Source organism: Roseibium sp. TrichSKD4, assembly GCF_000148725.1.
Taxonomy (GTDB): Bacteria; Pseudomonadota; Alphaproteobacteria; order Rhizobiales; family Stappiaceae; genus Roseibium.
This window is the reverse complement of sequence record NZ_GL476320.1, coordinates 1024224-1041768: the sequence shown is the minus strand read 5'-3', so window position 1 is coordinate 1041768 and position 17545 is coordinate 1024224. Positions and strand designations below refer to the sequence as shown.

The window sequence follows — 17545 nt, the reverse complement described above, 5'->3', positions numbered from 1 at the left end:
GTTCGATATATGCATCACCAAGTCGCTTTGGGTGATTCAGGCGCGAATTCAGGAAGCGCTCCAGAAACCGATCAGAATTGTAGAAGTACTTGAGGTCAACAAACAGAGGGTCTGTTTCGAAAAGATAAGGTGCCTGCGGATCGGGAACAATGATATTTAAAGCGGATGGTCTAATGTCGAAGTTCGGAGCGGTGCCACTCGGATCGATATCCGGTAGATCGATAGTTGTTGCCGAACCGGAAATGTCTGAATTCTGCTTGATAACCTCGCCATCGATCCTGTCGGTAAACGTGCCCGTAAGACTTCCGACCGCCGATATTGTAGCCGGAACCGAGTCGATTGATTCGGACGTGGAGGTTTGACTTATAAAATCATCGCGGCGGTGCGTGCTTCCCTTGTAGAGACTCCTGACGTGATGAACGGTTGTTGTTTTCGTCAACTCCAACCCCTCATTCAACAGGGTTGTTCCCGTTAACACCATATCGCCACCAGAAGTAATATCCGAGTAGCTATTTCGGATGGTGTCTGCATCAATTGTCAGATCACCACCTGAAGCGAGTTTCGCCGAGGCTCCTTCCTGATCCAGAGTATCCGTCGATATATCTGTCGTGAATACATCCCAAATGTACCAGGTTTTGGTGCTTCCCTTAACCGAATGACTGAAAACCCTCTCCGTATTGGACGTTTCCGAAACTGATACAGTCGGTGCGGTGCCGATGTTGTGGAACTCCAGCGCCCGAATGGCCAAGGTGCCTTCAATGGCTTCAATATGCCCCACCTGATTGGTGACGATCCCTGCCCGGTCAGCATCGGTTGTTCCGTGGATGGCCATGTTTCGGCCAGACAGGAGCGCATCCAGATTGGTAAAGTTTCCACCTAGTGCCAGCGTCAGATCTCGCTTGGCTGAAATCGCAGCATTGTTGGTTCCATTGCCTGACAGGGTGATACGAGTATCGTGCGCAGCTGACACTTTGCCACTATTGGTCCAGTCATGGGCCGTGATATCAATATCACCTGCACGCGATGTGATCAGACTGTCCGCCACTGTTGTCAGACTGGTTCCAGCCGTTACCGAAACGGACTGATCACTTGTAACCTTGCCTGCAATCTCCGTGTTTGTCGCAGATGTGGTACCAACCGAGTTTCCAGCATGCACTTGTGCATTGGATGCAACAGATAGGCCGCCCGACGAATTGATCTCCACATCGCCCTCGTCGGTCACAAAGTCGCCGTTCGTATCGACACCTGCACCGATAAGACTGCCGCCGAGCGCCATGAATGCTCCAGCTGTCAGCGTGACCGCTTGACCTGCCGAGACCGATCCAGAGACATCAGTTTGCCCAGCAGATGATGACGTAACAGAATTACCGCCATAGACCTGTGCTCCAGATGCAACCGAAATCCCGTCAAGAGACTGCAGCTCCACATCGCCCTGACCGGAAATGAAGCTTCCACTCGCCGTTGCACCGGCGCCAATCAGGCCAGCATTCAGCCCCAGAAGAGTTCCGGCGGTCAGCTTGACCTTGTTGCCAGCGGTCACCGTTCCAGAAACATCGGAGGCACCTGAAGATGTTGCCGTCAGCGCGTTTCCGGCATGAAGCGCTGTGCCTGCTGCAATTGAAAGGCTTCCCGACGAGTTCAGGGTTAGATCGCCCTGTCCGGAAACAAAGTCACCACTCTCCGTAACACCAGCGGCAACCGTCTCTCCCTTCACCTCAAGGGATGTACCTGCCGTGAGCTTAACGTTCTTCTTCAGCGCCCCTAATGTGGCGTGCTCCACAACGGTCAGAGATGTGGCCCCCTCAAGGTCGAGTGTGGTTCCGGCATGGAGATTACCCTGAACTTCAACACCTGCAGAATTTGAGCGCGCCCGGATTGCGCCTTTGGATTTGACCTTGCGCATGACCAGTTTGCCATCCGCCGTCAGCACCAAGCCGCCGGAACCGGTCGAGAGGTTTTCAGGTGTACGAACGCCAACACCCGCTTCTGTTCCCTGAAGGGAAATCCGATTGGCATACATCCCGCCAAGCGCCGAGGAATCCACGCTGAATTCCGGCTTGGCGCTTCCGTCATCGGCCTTGACCGAGCGAACGACACGATTAGCGTAATCCACGTGATTGCGGCCCGTGATGATGCTCACGTCCTGTCCGTGGATCGCCCCGTTGATCGCTACGCCGCGGCTTATAATGTCGAAGAAGTCGGTATTGCTGGCATCCAGCCCCAGACCTTCAATGGAGATCTGCCCACGATCGACAGACAGGCCCGTTAACGCACCCGTTGCTGGATCGAGCTCCGGGGTTCCCGTTGTCAGCGAGGCTCTGGGAGTTCCGATAAACCCACACCCGTTACAGGTAATGCCATTGGGATTGGCCAGAATATACTGAGCGTTGCCACCAAACACTTCCGTCGCCCCTTCAAGCAGAGAAGGGTTTGCGCTGGTGACTTCATTGAGGATCAGATTGGCTTCAGGGCCGCTCCCCAGATTGGGGTTGTTCAGCATGGCACCGCCCAACTGGGATGTACCAATCGTCCTGGAGTTATTAAGGACTACGCCCTGCTGGCCAACATTGAAGTCCAGATACTTGTTGTGAGAAAGGCCCGAGGCATTCGGCTTTGCGATATTGACAATCGGCACGCCATTACGTGCTGCTGTCACACTTGGTTGATTGTGCGCCCCGGCATTGGGGTCCACCGTTATATCCTGAGCATAGGAGGAAAACGTTGTCTGCAGCAGGAAACTGGCGATTGTTACAATCGAGACAGCAGAGGACGTTGCTTTGTGCAGGAAAGAAGAAGCACGCATTTTAAACCTCGAAACTTTCTTAAAATCTGCTCAGGACAAGGCCTGCGCGGACCCGCAAAACCGGATCACCGCTAAAACTGGAAGGATAAGAGAGAGGCAACTCATAGGAGACTTCACCATAGGCAATGCCACCTTGCAGACGTGCTCCGAATGCAGCGCCTGTTACGGTTTCGTAGCGCTTTGGCGTTGTGGGACCCGGGAGTTGCCATCCGGCATCAAGACCGGCAAAAAGGGTTGGCTTGCCAAGGTATTTTGCAAGGGTGCCTTCAAAAATCTCAGGGGTGTAGCCAAGCTCATTGCGGACATAAAAGCCGTTTTCTGCAGACAGGCTATCCCTGTCAAAGCCACGAACGCTAGATATTCCGCCGATCCCGAGCTGTTCTGACCCGAACAGGCGATGAGGTGAATACTGGCCTGTCAAGCGGGTGTTCGCAGACACGGTACCCGGACCTGCCTGCCATTGTCTGAAAAAGCTGACCTCAGCATCGAGTTTCGTGAACTGGGCTTTGGGCGATCTTGCCGGTGCACGACTGTCATTCGGCGCACCGAACAGGGTCGTTCCCTGATCAATTCCCGCCTGCAGCGACAACGCGCCGCCGAGCACCCTTCGCGTATGGGCAAGCTCCAGACGCGCCACACTCAGAATACGGCTCGACGTTTCGATGAGCGTGTCTTCCAGAAAATTTCTTGCATCCTTGACGCTCATGCCGAAGCGAGCATAGGTCTTGCTGACCTGATCACGGATGAGGAGGCGCTCAACCTGCGCATCATGGGACCAGTTGGTTCCCGAAAGTTCAAACTGCTGATTCAGCCCCTCAATCTGGGAGACATAATTGTAGAAGGTCGATGTCCAGCGCCCTGTCCAGTTGCCCCTTGGAACCGAAATCGAGAGTGCCGTGTTACCGCTCAGTCTTGATTCCGCAATCGTCGGGTCACTGTTCTTGTGCGATAGGGAGATTGTCTCAAAAAGGCCAAATATGTCTTCAACGACTATTGAGCCATCAAATTGGGCCTTGCCGGTATTGTCCGCACCGGAATTGTCAAACCCCACCGTTGCCTGCCATTGACGCCCGGACTTTATTTCGATGACGACAATGCTTGTGCCTTGCTCGCTACCCGGGCGAAAGCTGATCTTGGCGTCTTTCGAAGACAAGCCGTTGATCTGGTCCAGCCCCTGTTCAATGGACCGAATGTGTAGGATTTCCCCTTTACGAACGGGGATGATCCCTTCCCCTCTATGTCGCCGAACACCGTTTTGATAAAGCTCGACGGCTTCAATGCGCCCCTCAATGACAACAAGGCGCAACGTACCCGAGGAAAGGTCCTGCTCCGGCAAATAGGCGCGGCTGGTTACATAACCTGCCGAAATGTAGAGATTGGTCGTGTCGCGAACGAGACCGACAATCTGGTCGAGTGTGAAACAGGAACTGTCCGGAACATTCACATGTAGGGCATCTTCACCAAACAGCGTTGCCTCTTCAAAGATCACCTTTTGGATGTTGATACAGACCGCGTTCGGGTCAGAGTTCTTCTTCGCCTCAGCAGGTTTTGACTCAACGTCGTCAGCAGGAACAGCCGCCGGGGGTACCAGTTCGTTCTGACGACGCTGCTGCTCATTCAGGAAATCACGCTGGCGGCGCTGCGGATCAAGTCCGACGCCACCCGGCGTCGGGGTAACCTGTGCCGTAGCTGCTAGCGAAAGAAGGGCAAGCAACGCACACGCAAATAAAAATAGTTTAAAAATAATATTCAATTTGAATCAATCCACCCAACGCGGCGGTCGATGTATACGCAATTTTAACGGGTCGCAATAATTGAATCAGATTTTTGTATATTCTCGAAGCGGAATGAGCACTTACGTCACTTTTGTAAATGTGCCACCATACCATCAGGAAATGTACAAAAGTTCTGTATCAAGACAAACATTCCACAACGGACGGATTGGTAGCTACCTGCTTCTACCGTCGCGCGGATGCCCCTCTCAAGTGGCTTTCGTGCTATTCGGCCTCAATACCCCAGCTCCGCTACGTGCTGCCGAACTATCCTGGAGCACTCATCCAGTGTAACCGTGGCATTCTCCCGTTCTTTTTGTTTTCCCAGTGTTGTGACATCATTGAAGATCCGAACCTGCAGCTCCAACATTCTCTTCATCGTATCATGCGGCGGCGTTAGCCATCCCCGAGGCAAGTTGAAGCCAAGTTCCTTCCAGGTCCGGTAGCAGTTTTTCTTCAACTCCCGAGTGGTCTGTATTCGGTAGTCGCGCATGTGAAGGTCAAGTTCAAGATCGCTCCGCCGGAACCGTTCGGGCACAAGCTCTTCAAAGAACATGGCCAGCAGGATCGCCGACCGACCGCAACAAATCTCTGTATCCATTTCGTTGCTGAGTGTGGCTTCTTCATCCCTATAAACGGGCATCTCAAGAGGCTCTGTCCGGTCCAGTTCATGCTGCATAAGAAAAGCATCCCGGATCTTCAACACTTTGTGTAACCGGGCAAGACTGGCCTCGTCATAGGGACCGTTGAAGGTCGGGCCGTCTTCCCTCAGCTCATAGTCGTCTGGATGGAAGATCATGTCATTTGTTCGACGCCGGATTTCTGCAGCACTCATTCCTACCCTACGATATTTGGCCTCAAGATCTGCCAGCTCCTGCCTTTGGTGGGCCAGCCAGCGCCGACCCAGGTCCTCATGATAGGCACGTCTCTTGGCCTGGGCTTCTTCTGCTTCCTGCAAGCGGCGGTGCATCTGGTTCAGCGCATGGGGAGATCCCTCCAGCGCCTTTTGCTGGTGGCGCATAATCATCGCCTCACGGGCACTCGTGCGCTTGACCTCACCATTTTGACGGAACGACAGCAGCATATCCGCCAACTCAAGGGTAATGCGCTGTTGTTCAGTTAGCTCAGGCGGTTTTTCCAGTGCCTGACGATTTCTGTTCTTTCTGTTGTTCATGGGTATTGTTCCTTGATGATCCAGCATTTGAGATCGGGCCACGGTTCCGGGGAGTGACCGGCTTCAAGATATCCGCCTTGGTTCAGGCTCATTGCCCGCCCTTTCCTCCTCCAACGCGTTGAAGGATTTGCCCGTTTCTGCATGAAGGGCGGTCTTACCCGTGATCTTTTGGAATCTTCGGACAATCACGTCACAGTAAAGCGGATCCAGCTCCATCAGCCGCGCATGACGCCCAGCCTGATCCGCTGCAATCAGGGTGGACCCAGAACCGCCAAACACGTCCAGGATCGCATCGCCGCGTTTTGAACAATCAAGTATCGCGTCCTTGACCATCGCAATCGGTTTGACGGTCGGATGCATGGCAAGGTCTTCGTCCCGGCTGGTGCCAAAACTGTTTGCCCCGGCATAGTCCCACACATTGGTGCGGTACCGCCCCTCTTCCCCGAGACCAAAATTGTTAAGGTGAGCACCCCGCCCCTTCTTGAACACAAAGACAAGCTCATGCTTGGAACGATAAAAACTGCCCATCCCAGCATTGGTCTTGTTCCACACGCAAAGGTTCTTCAGCTCATCAAACGCGGCCTCGCCCGCATCCAGAACCTCACGCATGTGACGCCAGTCCATGCACACAAATGCTATGGCCCCATTACAAAGACAGGACGCAGCTGCCGACAAGGTCTCGGTCAAAAAACCGGTAAACCCCTCCCGGCTCATTTCCCCGGCCCCTTCAACAAACTCCCGATGGGTTTTCTTGCCAAGGCCGCTCACGTGCCCGTTGACCGGAACATTGTAAGGCGGGTCCGTGAACAACAACGAAGGCATGTGTAACCCACGATCCGCTTGTGCTGCGCCCTCACCTTCATCGCCAAGACACAAAAGCCTGACAGCCTCCCCGGATCTGGCATCGCCACACAAGAGACGGTGGGCGCCGAGCAGCCAGAGGTCGCCGCGTCTTGTAACAGCATGGTCTGCCAAAACGTCAGGAACATGATCCAGCTTCTCGTCACAAGGCTCCTCAGAGCCCATCCCATACTCTTCGAACACAAGATCGATTTCCGGGGTGGAGAAGCCGGTCAGGTCAAGATCGAACTCGAGGTCAAGCAGACCCTGCAGCTCAATGGCAAGAAGCTCCCTGTCCCAACCAGCGTTTTCCGCCAGCTTGTTATCTGCAAGGATATAGGCACGCCGTTCTGCTTCACTCATATGAGACAACCGGATGACCGGAACACTCTCAAGCCCGAGTTTGGCAGCCGCCAGAACCCGGCCATGGCCCGCAAGGATCCCGTAATCATCACCAATCAGGATTGGATTGGTAAAGCCAAACCGCTCAATGCTTTTCGCAATCTGGTCGATCTGCGCCGGGGAATGAGTTCTCGCATTCCCCTGATAGGGAACAAGCTGGTCGACCCGGCAATGATCTATTTTGGGATGAAGGTCCAACAGAGCGTCTCCTGTTTGAAGAAATACGCGATGCAATCGTTCGCCTCTTCTTCAAAACGGTAGCTCTGACGGAATTCATTCTCCAAATGCCGTATTTGCCCCTGGGGAAAAGAAAATTATTCCTCACCTTAAAACGACCAAACTCTTAAATGCCATTTAAAGACCATTTAAAGGGTGTTTAAAACCGCTCGTCACAGCCGGTGCAATAAATCAGATGGAACAGTGAAATAATTTTTCTCACCCGATGGGAGATCAGGTTCAAGTACGCCTGTCAACGCCTTAAAATTTCAAAATTTATCCCCATTGTTCTCTGATCCTGCGCCCGCATTATTCCAAAACCTCGCCTTGATCAGACGTCTGAGGATCAAATTGGCCCGATAATCGCCTTGTCCTAAACCGCGCGGCACACCACTGTCATCACAATTCAAACACACAGCACCTGGGTCCATGTCCAAAAAAACACTCAACAAGGAAAACCTCAAAAACCTCGGCGCTGATCGGCTCGCCGATCTCGTTCTCGACCTGGTCAAGGGCAATGCCGCCCTGCAAAGGCGGGCCAGACTGGAACTAAGCGCCAATCTTGGTCCCAAAGACATTGCAAGTGAGCTTCGCAAACGTCTTGGCTCCATAAGACGAGCAAAGACCTTCATCGACTGGAAGGCCCAAAGGTCCCTCGTAAAGGACCTCGAAAATTTCTCATCCATGGTCGAGACCAAAGTCGCGCCTCACGATGCAAACGAAGCCTTCGAACTGTTATGGTCGCTGCTGGATCTCGCCGCATCCATTCATGAGCGAACCGATGACAGCAGTGGCAGGATTGGGGATGTCTTCTCAGACACCGTTGAGGCAATTGGGCGAATTGCTCCAAAAATCACGATCAACAGCAAAACTCTGGCCGAGCGCATTCTGATTGCCGTTGCAGATGCAGGCTATGGCGAGTTTGATGATATCATACCCGCAACAAAAGATGCCCTTGGCGCATCAGGACTATCCCACCTCAAGAAGATCACCAATGAGTGGGCGGCCAGAGCGCCGGAAGAAGAGGAACTCAGAAAAGTTCGCGAATATGGCGATGGGTTTTCCAGATCACCTGAAAAAGTGGTACGGGATAACAAAGACATAACCCAGTCCATCATTCTGGCGGATATTGCCGACGCAGAAGGTGACGTCGATGCCTATATGGCCCGATATACTGCAGAACAACTCAATTATCACACCATCGCCCCCGGTGTGGCAACGCGGCTTCTCGCAGCTGGTCGTGCAGAGGAGGCCCTTGAAGTCGTCACCCGCTCGCGCGAGGCGCAAGAGAAAAATTCCAAAAGTCGTCCCGACGATCTTACAGATTTTTATGGTCATGACCTTTTCGACATCATGAACCATGACCTTGAGGACGTCTACGAGGACTGCCTTGAACAACTGGGTGAGCACGACGATCTCAAGGCCCACCTATGGCAAAGGTTCTGCAGGAACCTGGAAAAAGGTACATTGCAGAAATACCTCAAACTTCTCCCAGACTTTGAGGATATAGAAGCGGAGCGAAAAGCCCTCGACCATGCACAAACCTATCCCCGCATGGGAACTGCAATAAATTTCCTTGTAACATGGCCGGCTCATGAGCTGGCAGAACGCATGATCATAAAACGAGCTGAGGAAGTTGACGGAAATGCCTATTATATCCTCTCCGACGCAGCAGCTTCCCTGGATGGCAAACACTCACTTGCCGCAACCCTTTTGCGACGGGCAATGATCGAAGACACACTCAAAGGTGCCAAATCAAAACGGTACCGTTATGCTGCCAAACATCTGGCCGAGTGCAAGGCATCCAATCCGGCAATCACAGACTATTGCGGCTTTCCAGACCACACGGAATTCCTCGAAAACCTGAAGCAAAAACACAAACGAAAATCAGGCTTCTGGAGCCTGGTCAAAGAATGAGCGGAGGAAGGACCGGACTTATGGAATGGATACCAAGGGTCTCAACCGAGCAATCCAAGGCCCACCTTACCCTCACATGTTCCGCACCAACGGCAATTGAGTGAGACATATCTAAAAAGGTTTCCTCTTGAAATAACGTACAAAAACAAGTACAATTTCCGATATGAGAGCAACAAGTTATTCTGACCTTCGACGCAACCTGTCTGCCACACTGGATGAGGTCGCAGATGATCATGAACCCGTTCTGATCACCCGCAACGGAGGAAAACCTGCAGCTGTGTTGATGTCCCTTGAAGACTTCGCATCTTATGAAGAAACTCGGTATCTACTCAGCAGCCCGGGCAACGCACAGCGACTCTTGAAAGCCGTTGAAGAACTTGATGCGGGCCAAGGCACCCCACGAATGCTAGTCGAGTGAAAATCATCTTTCACGAACAAGCTTGGGGTGATTACCTGAGTTGGCAGCAAAAAGATAAAAAATTACTGATCAGAGTGAACCTTCTAATCAAGGAGTGCACGCGTGACCCATTCAACGGTACAGGAAAACCTGAGCCGCTCAAGGGATCACTCTCTGGCTGGTGGTCCAGGCGTATTAATCGAGAGCACAGGCTCGTCTACAGGATCGAAGGCGATCAACTCCTCATAGCTCAGTGCAGATATCACTACTGACACGGAAAAATCGGCGAAGTCCACCAGCCTAAACCCGGAACATCAGGGGCAACCGAGGTGTCTCTGTAGTCTAATCCATTTTTATTGTTAGTGGATTGTCGCCATCAACCCCGGCACCGTGCATTCAATTCCCGAATGACAGTATCCCAAATGGAGAATTGATCATTCAACCTTCAACGATTAGCCGCACCTGCCTCATTGTCATGAACATACGGGCCTGATTGCTAACAAAGCTCTGGAAGCCAAACTCCTCATACCAATTCTTGCGGCGCCGAAAAGCATCTTCTCCACCATCAGACATGACATCAAGCAATACCGCAAAACACCCGACCGCATCGCCAACAATGCAAGCCTTTTCAAAAACATGATGCATGAGAATGCTGCACAGACCATTCCCTTGAGCCCTTTTATCAACGGCGACCTGCCCCAGAAACAGCACCGGAATGTCACCATGGCTTGCTGCACCCTTCGGCGGCTTGGCAAGTTCCGACACATTCATTACACCCGCATTGATCGTGTGATAGCCAAGGATCATGGTCTCTCCCGGCAACACAGCAACATATACGCGCGTCATGTCATCCTTCTGCTGTTTCTTTGCCGAGAATTTGAGGAAGTTGTTCAGTCGGTCGACGCCACAGTCAAAACTGGAACGATCATGGCGAGCCGGTTCCCATTGCTCAATGACAACCAAACAATCTTCAGTCAGCATTGACGACACGGCGGTGATAGGAGGAGGCCGCCTCGCGGGCTCGTGCAGTCGGCACTGGCGGTTTATCCATCGCGGCGGCAAATACCTTCGCATCTTCTGCCGTTAAAACATGACGCGAGTAATCATCAATGACACGCTGCGCTTCCCTCGCAATGGCATTGCGTAAAAACACGGATTTATCGACACCCAGAGCAGCGGTCGCCCGCTCAATCAACAACGCCAGCCGTTCCCCATGGCGAACCTGTGTGGTCCGGGTCTGTTTTTCTCCCCCCTCTGCAAAGTTGTCCAGATCCAGCATTTTCCACCTCCATGACCACTTGTATAAAGTAATGCCAATTGCACTACATTTCAACAGTACAATCCCTGAGGCTTTATAAGGGCATTGGTCTTCCATTGAGCAATTAGAACCGCAAAAACCATACCGGAATTGCCCGCTTTCTTTACCCAGAAACATTCCTGTTCCGCCAAATCAAAATTCGTATCCAACAAACGGCTGTTTCTTTCGTCCAAAATGCAAACGTTCCCACCAAAACGCACCACGCCGAAGATTATTCCGTTTTAAGGCAAAGAATCCCACGAGATGACAATCGATGTCCGCCAAATGACAATCCGTTCCCGTTTAATGACAATTATTCTCCGATCTTGACCACACAATACGGCCAAATCGACGCCCTCACCAACCCACTGGCACACCATGCATTTACTGGTATCTTACCTAACCACATTTTCATAACCTTCTATTTTTACGCCGATTTCCAGAATTTCGCAGCAACAGACCCCTGACAAAATCCAGGACAACTGCCAACCAAACTAGAGACTGGTTCGTGGATAAAAAAATGCTCAGCCAACCGTTCTATATCATTGATATTCTTTCGTTCTTCTGGTCTTTCCCGTTGAGTTTTCAGCGACATATCCTCCTGTCTCGCCCGCAGAGACGTCAAAACATCGGCGAATATCACCCAGTTTGGCGAGTGTCTCTAATTCCCAGTTAGCCGCTGACAGTTTGCAGTTATTTCGATCAAGACCGAATGTTCATTTCCTTGAAAATGAATTTTGCGGATTTGTGTGTCTCCGACCAGTCGGCCCATTCACAAGAGGCCGATCACCCGCCGCTTCTCCTGCCAGTCCAGAGGCAGGGCATGTCGTTGAAGCCATTCCGATGTCAGGCCGACAGGCTGATGACCTTCCAGAACCTTGCAAACAAGATCGGGCGCAAGAAGTCCATGGTCCACCAGTTGCAACACCCGGCGTCTGGACAGTCCTTCCTTCTCGCTGATCTCCTCAATTAAGGTCTCTGCAGTGACTGCCTGACAAATGCGATACCCCAAGGCAATATTGCGCTCAGACGGCGCAAAGTAATGCACCGGTTCAAACACGATATCACCATAATCATAAATACGAGGGAGGTCGACAATCGCCTCAGTGGGACTGCCGATGACCAGACGTCACGAACCCCTTGATTCAAACCGCGCTGCGGCCCAAAGCAACCGGCACAGTGTAGTCCTCGTCGCCATAGCGCATCCCTGATATCGATGTAACCTGACCGCTTTTCAGATCGCAGGCCTAAAAGGCTACCGTAAGCAAACACCGCATCGCCGCGAGATTGGCCTGTAGCCGTCTACATGTTCACGTAGCAGATCCTCTGCTTGCCTCACCCAATTTCTACGCGGCCACTGCCATTTCAGCTTCTCAAAGGTTTTGAAAAAGTCAGTTGAGCGCATCAACTTCCTGAAGGTCGACCTTGTACCCCCAGAGTTTCTCGACATGGGTAAGCGTCGCTTCGCGGCTGGATTTGTCGAGCCCTATACCATTGCATCTGACAGCCTTCAAATGAAGGCACCTGTCTCCCAATAAGTCGGCATCGACCACCTGTATATCCGGCTCCAGTGTCGCGTAGTCATGGTTGCGCGCCAGAACATCGCGCACATGCCGGTAACCCAGTTCGTCATGTATGCCTGTTACCGTGTGGTGCCGCTCCTTCACCTCATCCGCCAGCGCGAACATATGGAACCGGCGCATCACCTTTGGCGAGAGATATTGCTGGATAAAGCTTTCATCCCGAAAATTCGCCCAGGCATCCTTCAAGACACCACGCCAGTCCTCTTTCCCGGCAATATATGGGAACCATTCCCGGTCCTCTTCATCCGGGTCGATGCAGATGCGCTTGATATCCTCCATCATGGCAAAACCAAGCGCGTAAGGATTGATGCCGGAATAACGTGGGTCGTCAAAATCCGATTGCGCGACGACATTGGTGTGGCTGTGCAGAATTTCCAACATCGCCCCATCTGTCATCTTTCCGTCTTCATAAAGCTTGTTGACGATATGGTAGTGAACGAAACAGGCGCAGCCCTCGTTCATCACCTTTGTTTGCTTCTGCGGATAGAAATACTGGGAAATGGTTCGCACAATGGCGAGTGTTTCCCTCTGCCACGGCTTCAGGATCAGGCTGTATTTTTCCAGGAAATACAGGAGATTTTCTTCCGGTAGCTGCATTTCCTGTTTGCGTAGGGAAAGCTCGGTTTCGTCCGGAGAAGCGCCTGCTGGTGTTGGCATGGTGTTGGCCAGATAGTAGGCACTCTGCTCCAACGCTTCGAGGCGTTCGCGGCGCTGTGCGTCCGCTTCTTTCACTGACATCTGCCGGGGACGGCGATGGCGAAAAACACCATAGTTCATCAAGGCATGGGCGGCATCCAGAACAGCTTCAACCTCTCCCACGCCATGACGCTCCTCACAACGCGCGATAAACTTCCTCGCGTAGTCCAGATAGTCCAGGATGCCGTCAGCATCCGTCCATTGTTGGAACAAGTGGTTGTTCTTGAAGAAGTGGTTATGCCCAAAGGCCGCGTGCGCCATCACCAGCGCTTGCAACGGCATCGTATTTTCCTCAAGGCAATAGCTGATACACGGATTTGAGTTGATCACGATTTCATAGGCCAGCCCGCGCGCGCCTTTTCTGTAAAGACGCTCATGCCCGAGAAAGTGTTTGCCGAAGGACCAGTGGTGATACATCAGCGGCATGCCGATTGAGGAATACGCATCCAGCATTTGCTCTGAGGAAATGATCTCAATCTGATTGGGATAATAATCGAGTTCCAGATCATCGCGCGCGATCTCTTCTATGGCATCAAATGCCCGATGAAGCGTGTCAAAATCCCAGTCAACCTGTTCGAATATCGGCTTTTTCCTTGTAGCTTTGGTCTTTCTAACCATGATTCGTTCCAACCTTGTCACGCGCGAACAATTCCCTGAAGACCGGGTAGATATCGCCCGGTTTCGATACCCGCTTTTGTGCAAAATTCGGCCACTGTTCCGAAACGCGGCGATAAGCTTCCCAAAGCTCCATGCCGCTAGCCTCGCTGTTCATGATCAAGGTTTCGTCTTCGCCGATGATTTCGACATAGGCAAAGTACTGGCACATGCGCATGAGGTCTTCCGACAAGAGTGTGGCGCAGATATCTGAATCTCCGCTCCAGTTCTCTCCATCGGAGGCTTGTGCTGCGTAAATGTTCCAGTCTGCGGGCGAGTATCGCTCGGCAATGATCTCCTTCATCTTGACCAAGGCCGTGCTGACGACCGTCCCGCCCGTTTGCCGGGAGTAGAAGAAGGTTTCCTCGTCCACTTCGCTGGCATCATGCGTATGGCGAATGAAGACAATATCGGTCCGGTCGTATCTGCGTTTGAGGAACAGGTGCAACAGCATGAAGAACCGTTTTGCGAGGTCCTTTTCCCGCTCTCCCATGGAGGCTGAAACATCCATGAGGCAAAACATGACTGCGTTTGCGTTGGGTTCTGGCTCCTGAACGAAATAGTTGTACCTGACATCCAGCGGATCGATATACGCGATGCTCCGACGCCGCCGAACAACCTTCTGGTGCTCTTCTCGCAAGAAAAGCAGGCGATCCTTCTCCTTCTTGCCAGATGTCTCGAGCGCTTCCAGCTCCTCGATTTCCGTTTCAAGCTGTTCCTGTTCAGCCTTTTTCGGACGCTTCAATCCAATGCGCCGACCATAAGCGTTCCTCATGGTACGGCTTACACTGAGATTGGCTGGCGACCCGAGAACAGAATAGCCCGCGCGGGAGGGTTTGGTCTTTGAAATCTCGGCGAGGGTTTCCTTCACAAGATCCGGTAGTTCCAGATCATCGAAGAAATAGTCGAGCAGTTCCTCTCGAGACAGGGCGAAGTAGAACTCATCCTCGCCCTCTCCCTCATTAGCGCCCTCTTTGCCCCCGCCTCCGCCACTCCCGCTTGGCGGTTTGGAGATCCGGTCGCCTGTCTGGAACGACTTATTGCCGGTGTACACCCGCTCGTGGCGTCCGGTTTCGCGTCCATTGCGAAATGACGGCTCGGAGACACCTTCTGTTGGCACCGAAACCTTTTTGCTGCGATCGACATCGGCAATGCCTCTGTCGCGCACTGCCTCTTCGACCGCTTTCTTGATCTGTGACCGGACCCTTTTCAAGAACCTGCGCCTGTTGCTCAGGCTCTTGTCTTTGGGGTTCAGCCGACGATCCACGAAGTAAGTCATGTTTCGCTCGACCTCCCCCGTCCTACCCGGCCTTGTTGACGCGCATGTACCATTCGACAAGGCGCTGAACCTGCCGTTTGGTGTAACCGTGGCTGTTCATGCGCTCGACAAACTCATGGTGCTTGGCATCGGTCTTCTTGTCCCGTTTTGCGCCGAAGCTGATTACCGGAAGAAGCTCTTCCACCTTGCCGAACATGCGTTTTTCGATGACCTGGCGCAGTTTCTCGTACTGTCTCCAATCCGGGTTTTGACCGCTGTTTTCCGCGCGGGCCCGAAGCACAAATTTGACGACCTCGTTGCGGAAATCCTTCGGGTTCGAAACGCCGGCGGGCTTTTCGATCTTCTCCAGCTCTTTCTCTAGAATGTCTCGATCGAAAATCTGACCTGTGTCCGGGTCCTTGTAATCCTGCTCTTCAATCCATGCGTCGGCATAGGCGATGTAGCGATCAAACAGGTTCTGGCCGTAATCCGTATAGGATTCCAGATAGGCTTTCTGGATTTCATTGCCGATGAACTCTGCATAATGAGACGCCAGTTCCGACTTCAGAAAATCCAGATATTTGGTTTCTGTGTCCTCATCGAATTGCTCACGGCGGATGGCCAATTCCAGCACATGCATTAAATGCACAGGATCAGCGGAGACTTCATCGGTATCGTAGTTGAAGGTCTCGGAGAGAACCTTGAAGGCAAAGCGTGTGGAAATGCCGTTCATGCCCTCGTCGACGCCCGCAGCATCGCGATACTCCTGCATCGACTTGGCTTTGGGATCTGTGTCCTTGAGCATCTCACCGTCATAGACCCGCATCTTTGAGTAAAGCGTTGAGTTCTCGTGATCCGTCAGCCGGGTCAACACGCTGAACCGAGCCAAAAGAGGCAAGGTTTCTGGCGCACACGGCGCATCCGACAAGGCGCTTTCATGGAGAAGCTTGTCGTAGATCTGCGCTTCAGACGATGCCCGCAGACAATAAGGCACTTTCACCACGCTCACACGATCGAGAAAGGCTTCATTGTTCTTGTTGTTCTTGAACTGCTGCCATTCCGATTCATTGGAGTGCGCGAGGATCACTCCCTGAAATGGCATGGCGCCAATGTTCTCGGTCCCGACATAGGACCCTTCCTGAGTGGCCGTCAGGAGCGGATGCAGCACCTTGATCGGTGCCTTGAACATCTCAACGAACTCCATCAGGCCCTGGGTCGTTCGGTTCAGTGCACCGGAATAGCTGTATGCATCCGGGTCATTTTGACTGAACTCTTCAAGCTTGCGGATATCCAGCTTGCCGACCAGCGCGGACACATCCTGGTTGTTTTCATCGCCCGGTTCTGTCTTTGTCACACCAATCTGGTGCAGCCGCGAGGGATAGAGTTTGACGATCGAAAATTTCGATATGTCCCCTTCATAGTCCTTAAGCCGTTTGGCTGCCCAGGGCGAAACCAGCCCCTTCAAAAGGCGTTTGGGGACATTGTACTTGTCTTCCAGAAGGTCGCCCATGCGATCGGGATCGAACAGGCCAAGCGGAGTTTCATAAAGCGGGCTGATCTCGTTCCCAGCCTTAAGGACGTAGATCGGCTCTTTTTCCATCAGCTTTTTTAGGATTTCGGCAATACTGGATTTGCCGCCGCCGACCGGCCCGAGCAGATACAGGACCTGCTTTCGCTCTTCAAGGCCCTGACTGGCATGACGGAAAAACCCCACGATCCGTTCGATCGTGTTTTCCATGCCATAGAGACTTTTAAAGGGTTTGTAGCGCTTGATCGTTCTGTTCATGAAGATACGGCCAAGTGTCTGATCCTGGCTGGTATCGACGATCTCCGGGTCCCCGATTGCAGCCATCATGCGTTCGGCTGCGGTTGCGCGCATCATCGGATTGTCCCTGCATCCCAGCAGGTAGTCCTGGATTGAGATTTCCTCCAGGGTATTGCTTCTATAGTCCTCAACGAACCGAGTATAAATCTCCATCTGTCTACTTCCACTCTTAGGCGACACCGCTTCATGTCCCGCCCGTACGGACAGGGCGACTATTCCCTAAAGCAATGAATTTTATTCATTTTCACGTCTTCCCCCGGTCTTTTTAGATAGCCACACATTGCACTAGGGCTGGCAGCACTGGCTGCTACCTGAAGTATACAACCGCTTGATGGAGTGAAATTTGACCAAGCGTCACATATCCACAATCTCAAGTCACAATTTCGCGATTTAACCCGCTTTAAGAGCGCTTTGGATCAGCACTCCTGACCCAATTTGAGAGCCGACTGAGGCGCCAGCAGCTTATGACGATGCGAAAACTATCAATGATATTGGGTTCATCCTCGTGGGCGAACATCCGTCTCGATCAAGTGAAGAATCTTAATAAGTTGGGAAAACACCAAAGCCTTGAGATTTTGACTCATGAGTTCATCAAGAATTTTCAGTAGCTGAACCCTCCTTGCGCGCTCGGGTAACTTTGAGGCAGCATCAAGTTTCACAAGCCCTGGAGCACAGCAGATTTTTCGAAGCTAAAAAGCGCATTAAGAACGG

At 52.4% G+C, this 17545-nt stretch carries 13 protein-coding genes; 3 read left to right on the top strand and 10 right to left on the bottom strand.

Features of this window, described 5'->3' with window-relative positions; genetic code table 11:
* From TRICHSKD4_RS31005 to TRICHSKD4_RS25555, 4 genes are all read right to left on the bottom strand, one after another.
* A partial coding sequence (locus TRICHSKD4_RS31005; RefSeq protein WP_168157075.1) for a filamentous hemagglutinin N-terminal domain-containing protein occupies positions 1-2803 on the bottom strand: 2803 nt, incomplete at its 3' end.
* Positions 2804-2822: 19 nt separating this feature from the next.
* A complete protein-coding gene (locus TRICHSKD4_RS25565; RefSeq protein ID WP_139052274.1) occupies positions 2823-4556 on the bottom strand; it encodes a ShlB/FhaC/HecB family hemolysin secretion/activation protein in 1734 nt (577 codons plus the stop codon).
* Positions 4557-4810: 254 nt separating this feature from the next.
* A complete protein-coding gene (locus TRICHSKD4_RS25560) occupies positions 4811-5749 on the bottom strand; it encodes a hypothetical protein (RefSeq protein ID WP_009760179.1) in 939 nt (312 codons plus the stop codon).
* Between the two features lie 63 nt (positions 5750-5812).
* Positions 5813-7225, bottom strand: a complete 1413-nt coding sequence (locus tag TRICHSKD4_RS25555; protein ID WP_009760178.1) for a DNA methyltransferase — start codon at positions 7223-7225, stop codon at positions 5813-5815.
* A 411-nt stretch (positions 7226-7636) separates the two neighbouring features.
* Between TRICHSKD4_RS25555 and TRICHSKD4_RS25550 the strand changes: the two genes are divergently transcribed.
* The 3 genes from TRICHSKD4_RS25550 (at position 7637) to TRICHSKD4_RS25540 (ending at position 9793) form a co-directional block, all read left to right on the top strand.
* Positions 7637-9124: a DUF6880 family protein gene (locus tag TRICHSKD4_RS25550; protein ID WP_009760176.1), complete on the top strand. Its 1488-nt coding sequence runs from the start codon at positions 7637-7639 to the stop codon at positions 9122-9124.
* Between the two features lie 163 nt (positions 9125-9287).
* The gene (locus tag TRICHSKD4_RS25545) at positions 9288-9542 is read left to right on the top strand and encodes a type II toxin-antitoxin system Phd/YefM family antitoxin (RefSeq protein WP_009760175.1); all 255 of its coding nucleotides are present in this window, start codon (positions 9288-9290) and stop codon (positions 9540-9542) included.
* Complete coding sequence (locus TRICHSKD4_RS25540) at positions 9539-9793, top strand: Txe/YoeB family addiction module toxin (protein WP_040617413.1); 255 nt, start codon at positions 9539-9541, stop codon at positions 9791-9793. Before TRICHSKD4_RS25545 ends, TRICHSKD4_RS25540 begins: the two co-directional genes overlap by 4 nt.
* 166 nt (positions 9794-9959) lie before the next feature.
* Here the strand turns inward: TRICHSKD4_RS25540 and TRICHSKD4_RS25535 are convergent, their stop codons facing one another.
* The 6 genes from TRICHSKD4_RS25535 to TRICHSKD4_RS25505 form a co-directional block, all read right to left on the bottom strand.
* Positions 9960-10367, bottom strand: a complete 408-nt coding sequence (locus TRICHSKD4_RS25535; protein ID WP_208993179.1) for a GNAT family N-acetyltransferase — start codon at positions 10365-10367, stop codon at positions 9960-9962.
* A gap of 124 nt (positions 10368-10491) precedes the next feature.
* Positions 10492-10800, bottom strand: a complete 309-nt coding sequence (locus tag TRICHSKD4_RS25530) for a DUF1778 domain-containing protein (protein ID WP_009760172.1) — start codon at positions 10798-10800, stop codon at positions 10492-10494.
* A 790-nt stretch (positions 10801-11590) separates the two neighbouring features.
* The gene (locus TRICHSKD4_RS25520) at positions 11591-11878 is read right to left on the bottom strand and encodes a hypothetical protein (protein WP_009760169.1); all 288 of its coding nucleotides are present in this window, start codon (positions 11876-11878) and stop codon (positions 11591-11593) included.
* 331 nt (positions 11879-12209) lie between these two features.
* Positions 12210-13715 (bottom strand): SpoVR family protein, encoded by a 1506-nt coding sequence (locus TRICHSKD4_RS25515; protein WP_009760168.1) that lies wholly within the window; start codon positions 13713-13715, stop codon positions 12210-12212.
* Complete coding sequence (locus tag TRICHSKD4_RS25510; RefSeq protein WP_009760167.1) at positions 13708-15030, bottom strand: YeaH/YhbH family protein; 1323 nt, start codon at positions 15028-15030, stop codon at positions 13708-13710. Before TRICHSKD4_RS25510 ends, TRICHSKD4_RS25515 begins: the two co-directional genes overlap by 8 nt.
* Before the next feature lie 22 nt (positions 15031-15052).
* On the bottom strand, positions 15053-16987 hold the full coding sequence (locus tag TRICHSKD4_RS25505) for a PrkA family serine protein kinase (RefSeq protein WP_040617411.1): 1935 nt from the start codon (positions 16985-16987) through the stop codon (positions 15053-15055).
* Between the last annotated feature and the right edge of the window lie 558 nt (positions 16988-17545).

Bases quoted from the DNA above. Each gene is read 5' to 3' on its own strand.
- TRICHSKD4_RS25560 (WP_009760179.1), bottom strand. From the start codon at position 5,749: ATGAACAACAGAAAGAACAGAAATCGTCAGGCACTGGAAAAACCGCCT.
- TRICHSKD4_RS25550 (WP_009760176.1), top strand. From the start codon at position 7,637: ATGTCCAAAAAAACACTCAACAAGGAAAACCTCAAAAACCTCGGCGCT.
- TRICHSKD4_RS25545 (WP_009760175.1), top strand. From the start codon at position 9,288: ATGAGAGCAACAAGTTATTCTGACCTTCGACGCAACCTGTCTGCCACA.
- TRICHSKD4_RS25535 (WP_208993179.1), bottom strand. From the start codon at position 10,367: ATGACGCGCGTATATGTTGCTGTGTTGCCGGGAGAGACCATGATCCTT.
- TRICHSKD4_RS25530 (WP_009760172.1), bottom strand. From the start codon at position 10,800: ATGCTGGATCTGGACAACTTTGCAGAGGGGGGAGAAAAACAGACCCGG.
- TRICHSKD4_RS25515 (WP_009760168.1), bottom strand. From the start codon at position 13,715: ATGGTTAGAAAGACCAAAGCTACAAGGAAAAAGCCGATATTCGAACAG.
- TRICHSKD4_RS25510 (WP_009760167.1), bottom strand. From the start codon at position 15,030: ATGACTTACTTCGTGGATCGTCGGCTGAACCCCAAAGACAAGAGCCTG.
- TRICHSKD4_RS25505 (WP_040617411.1), bottom strand. From the start codon at position 16,987: ATGGAGATTTATACTCGGTTCGTTGAGGACTATAGAAGCAATACCCTG.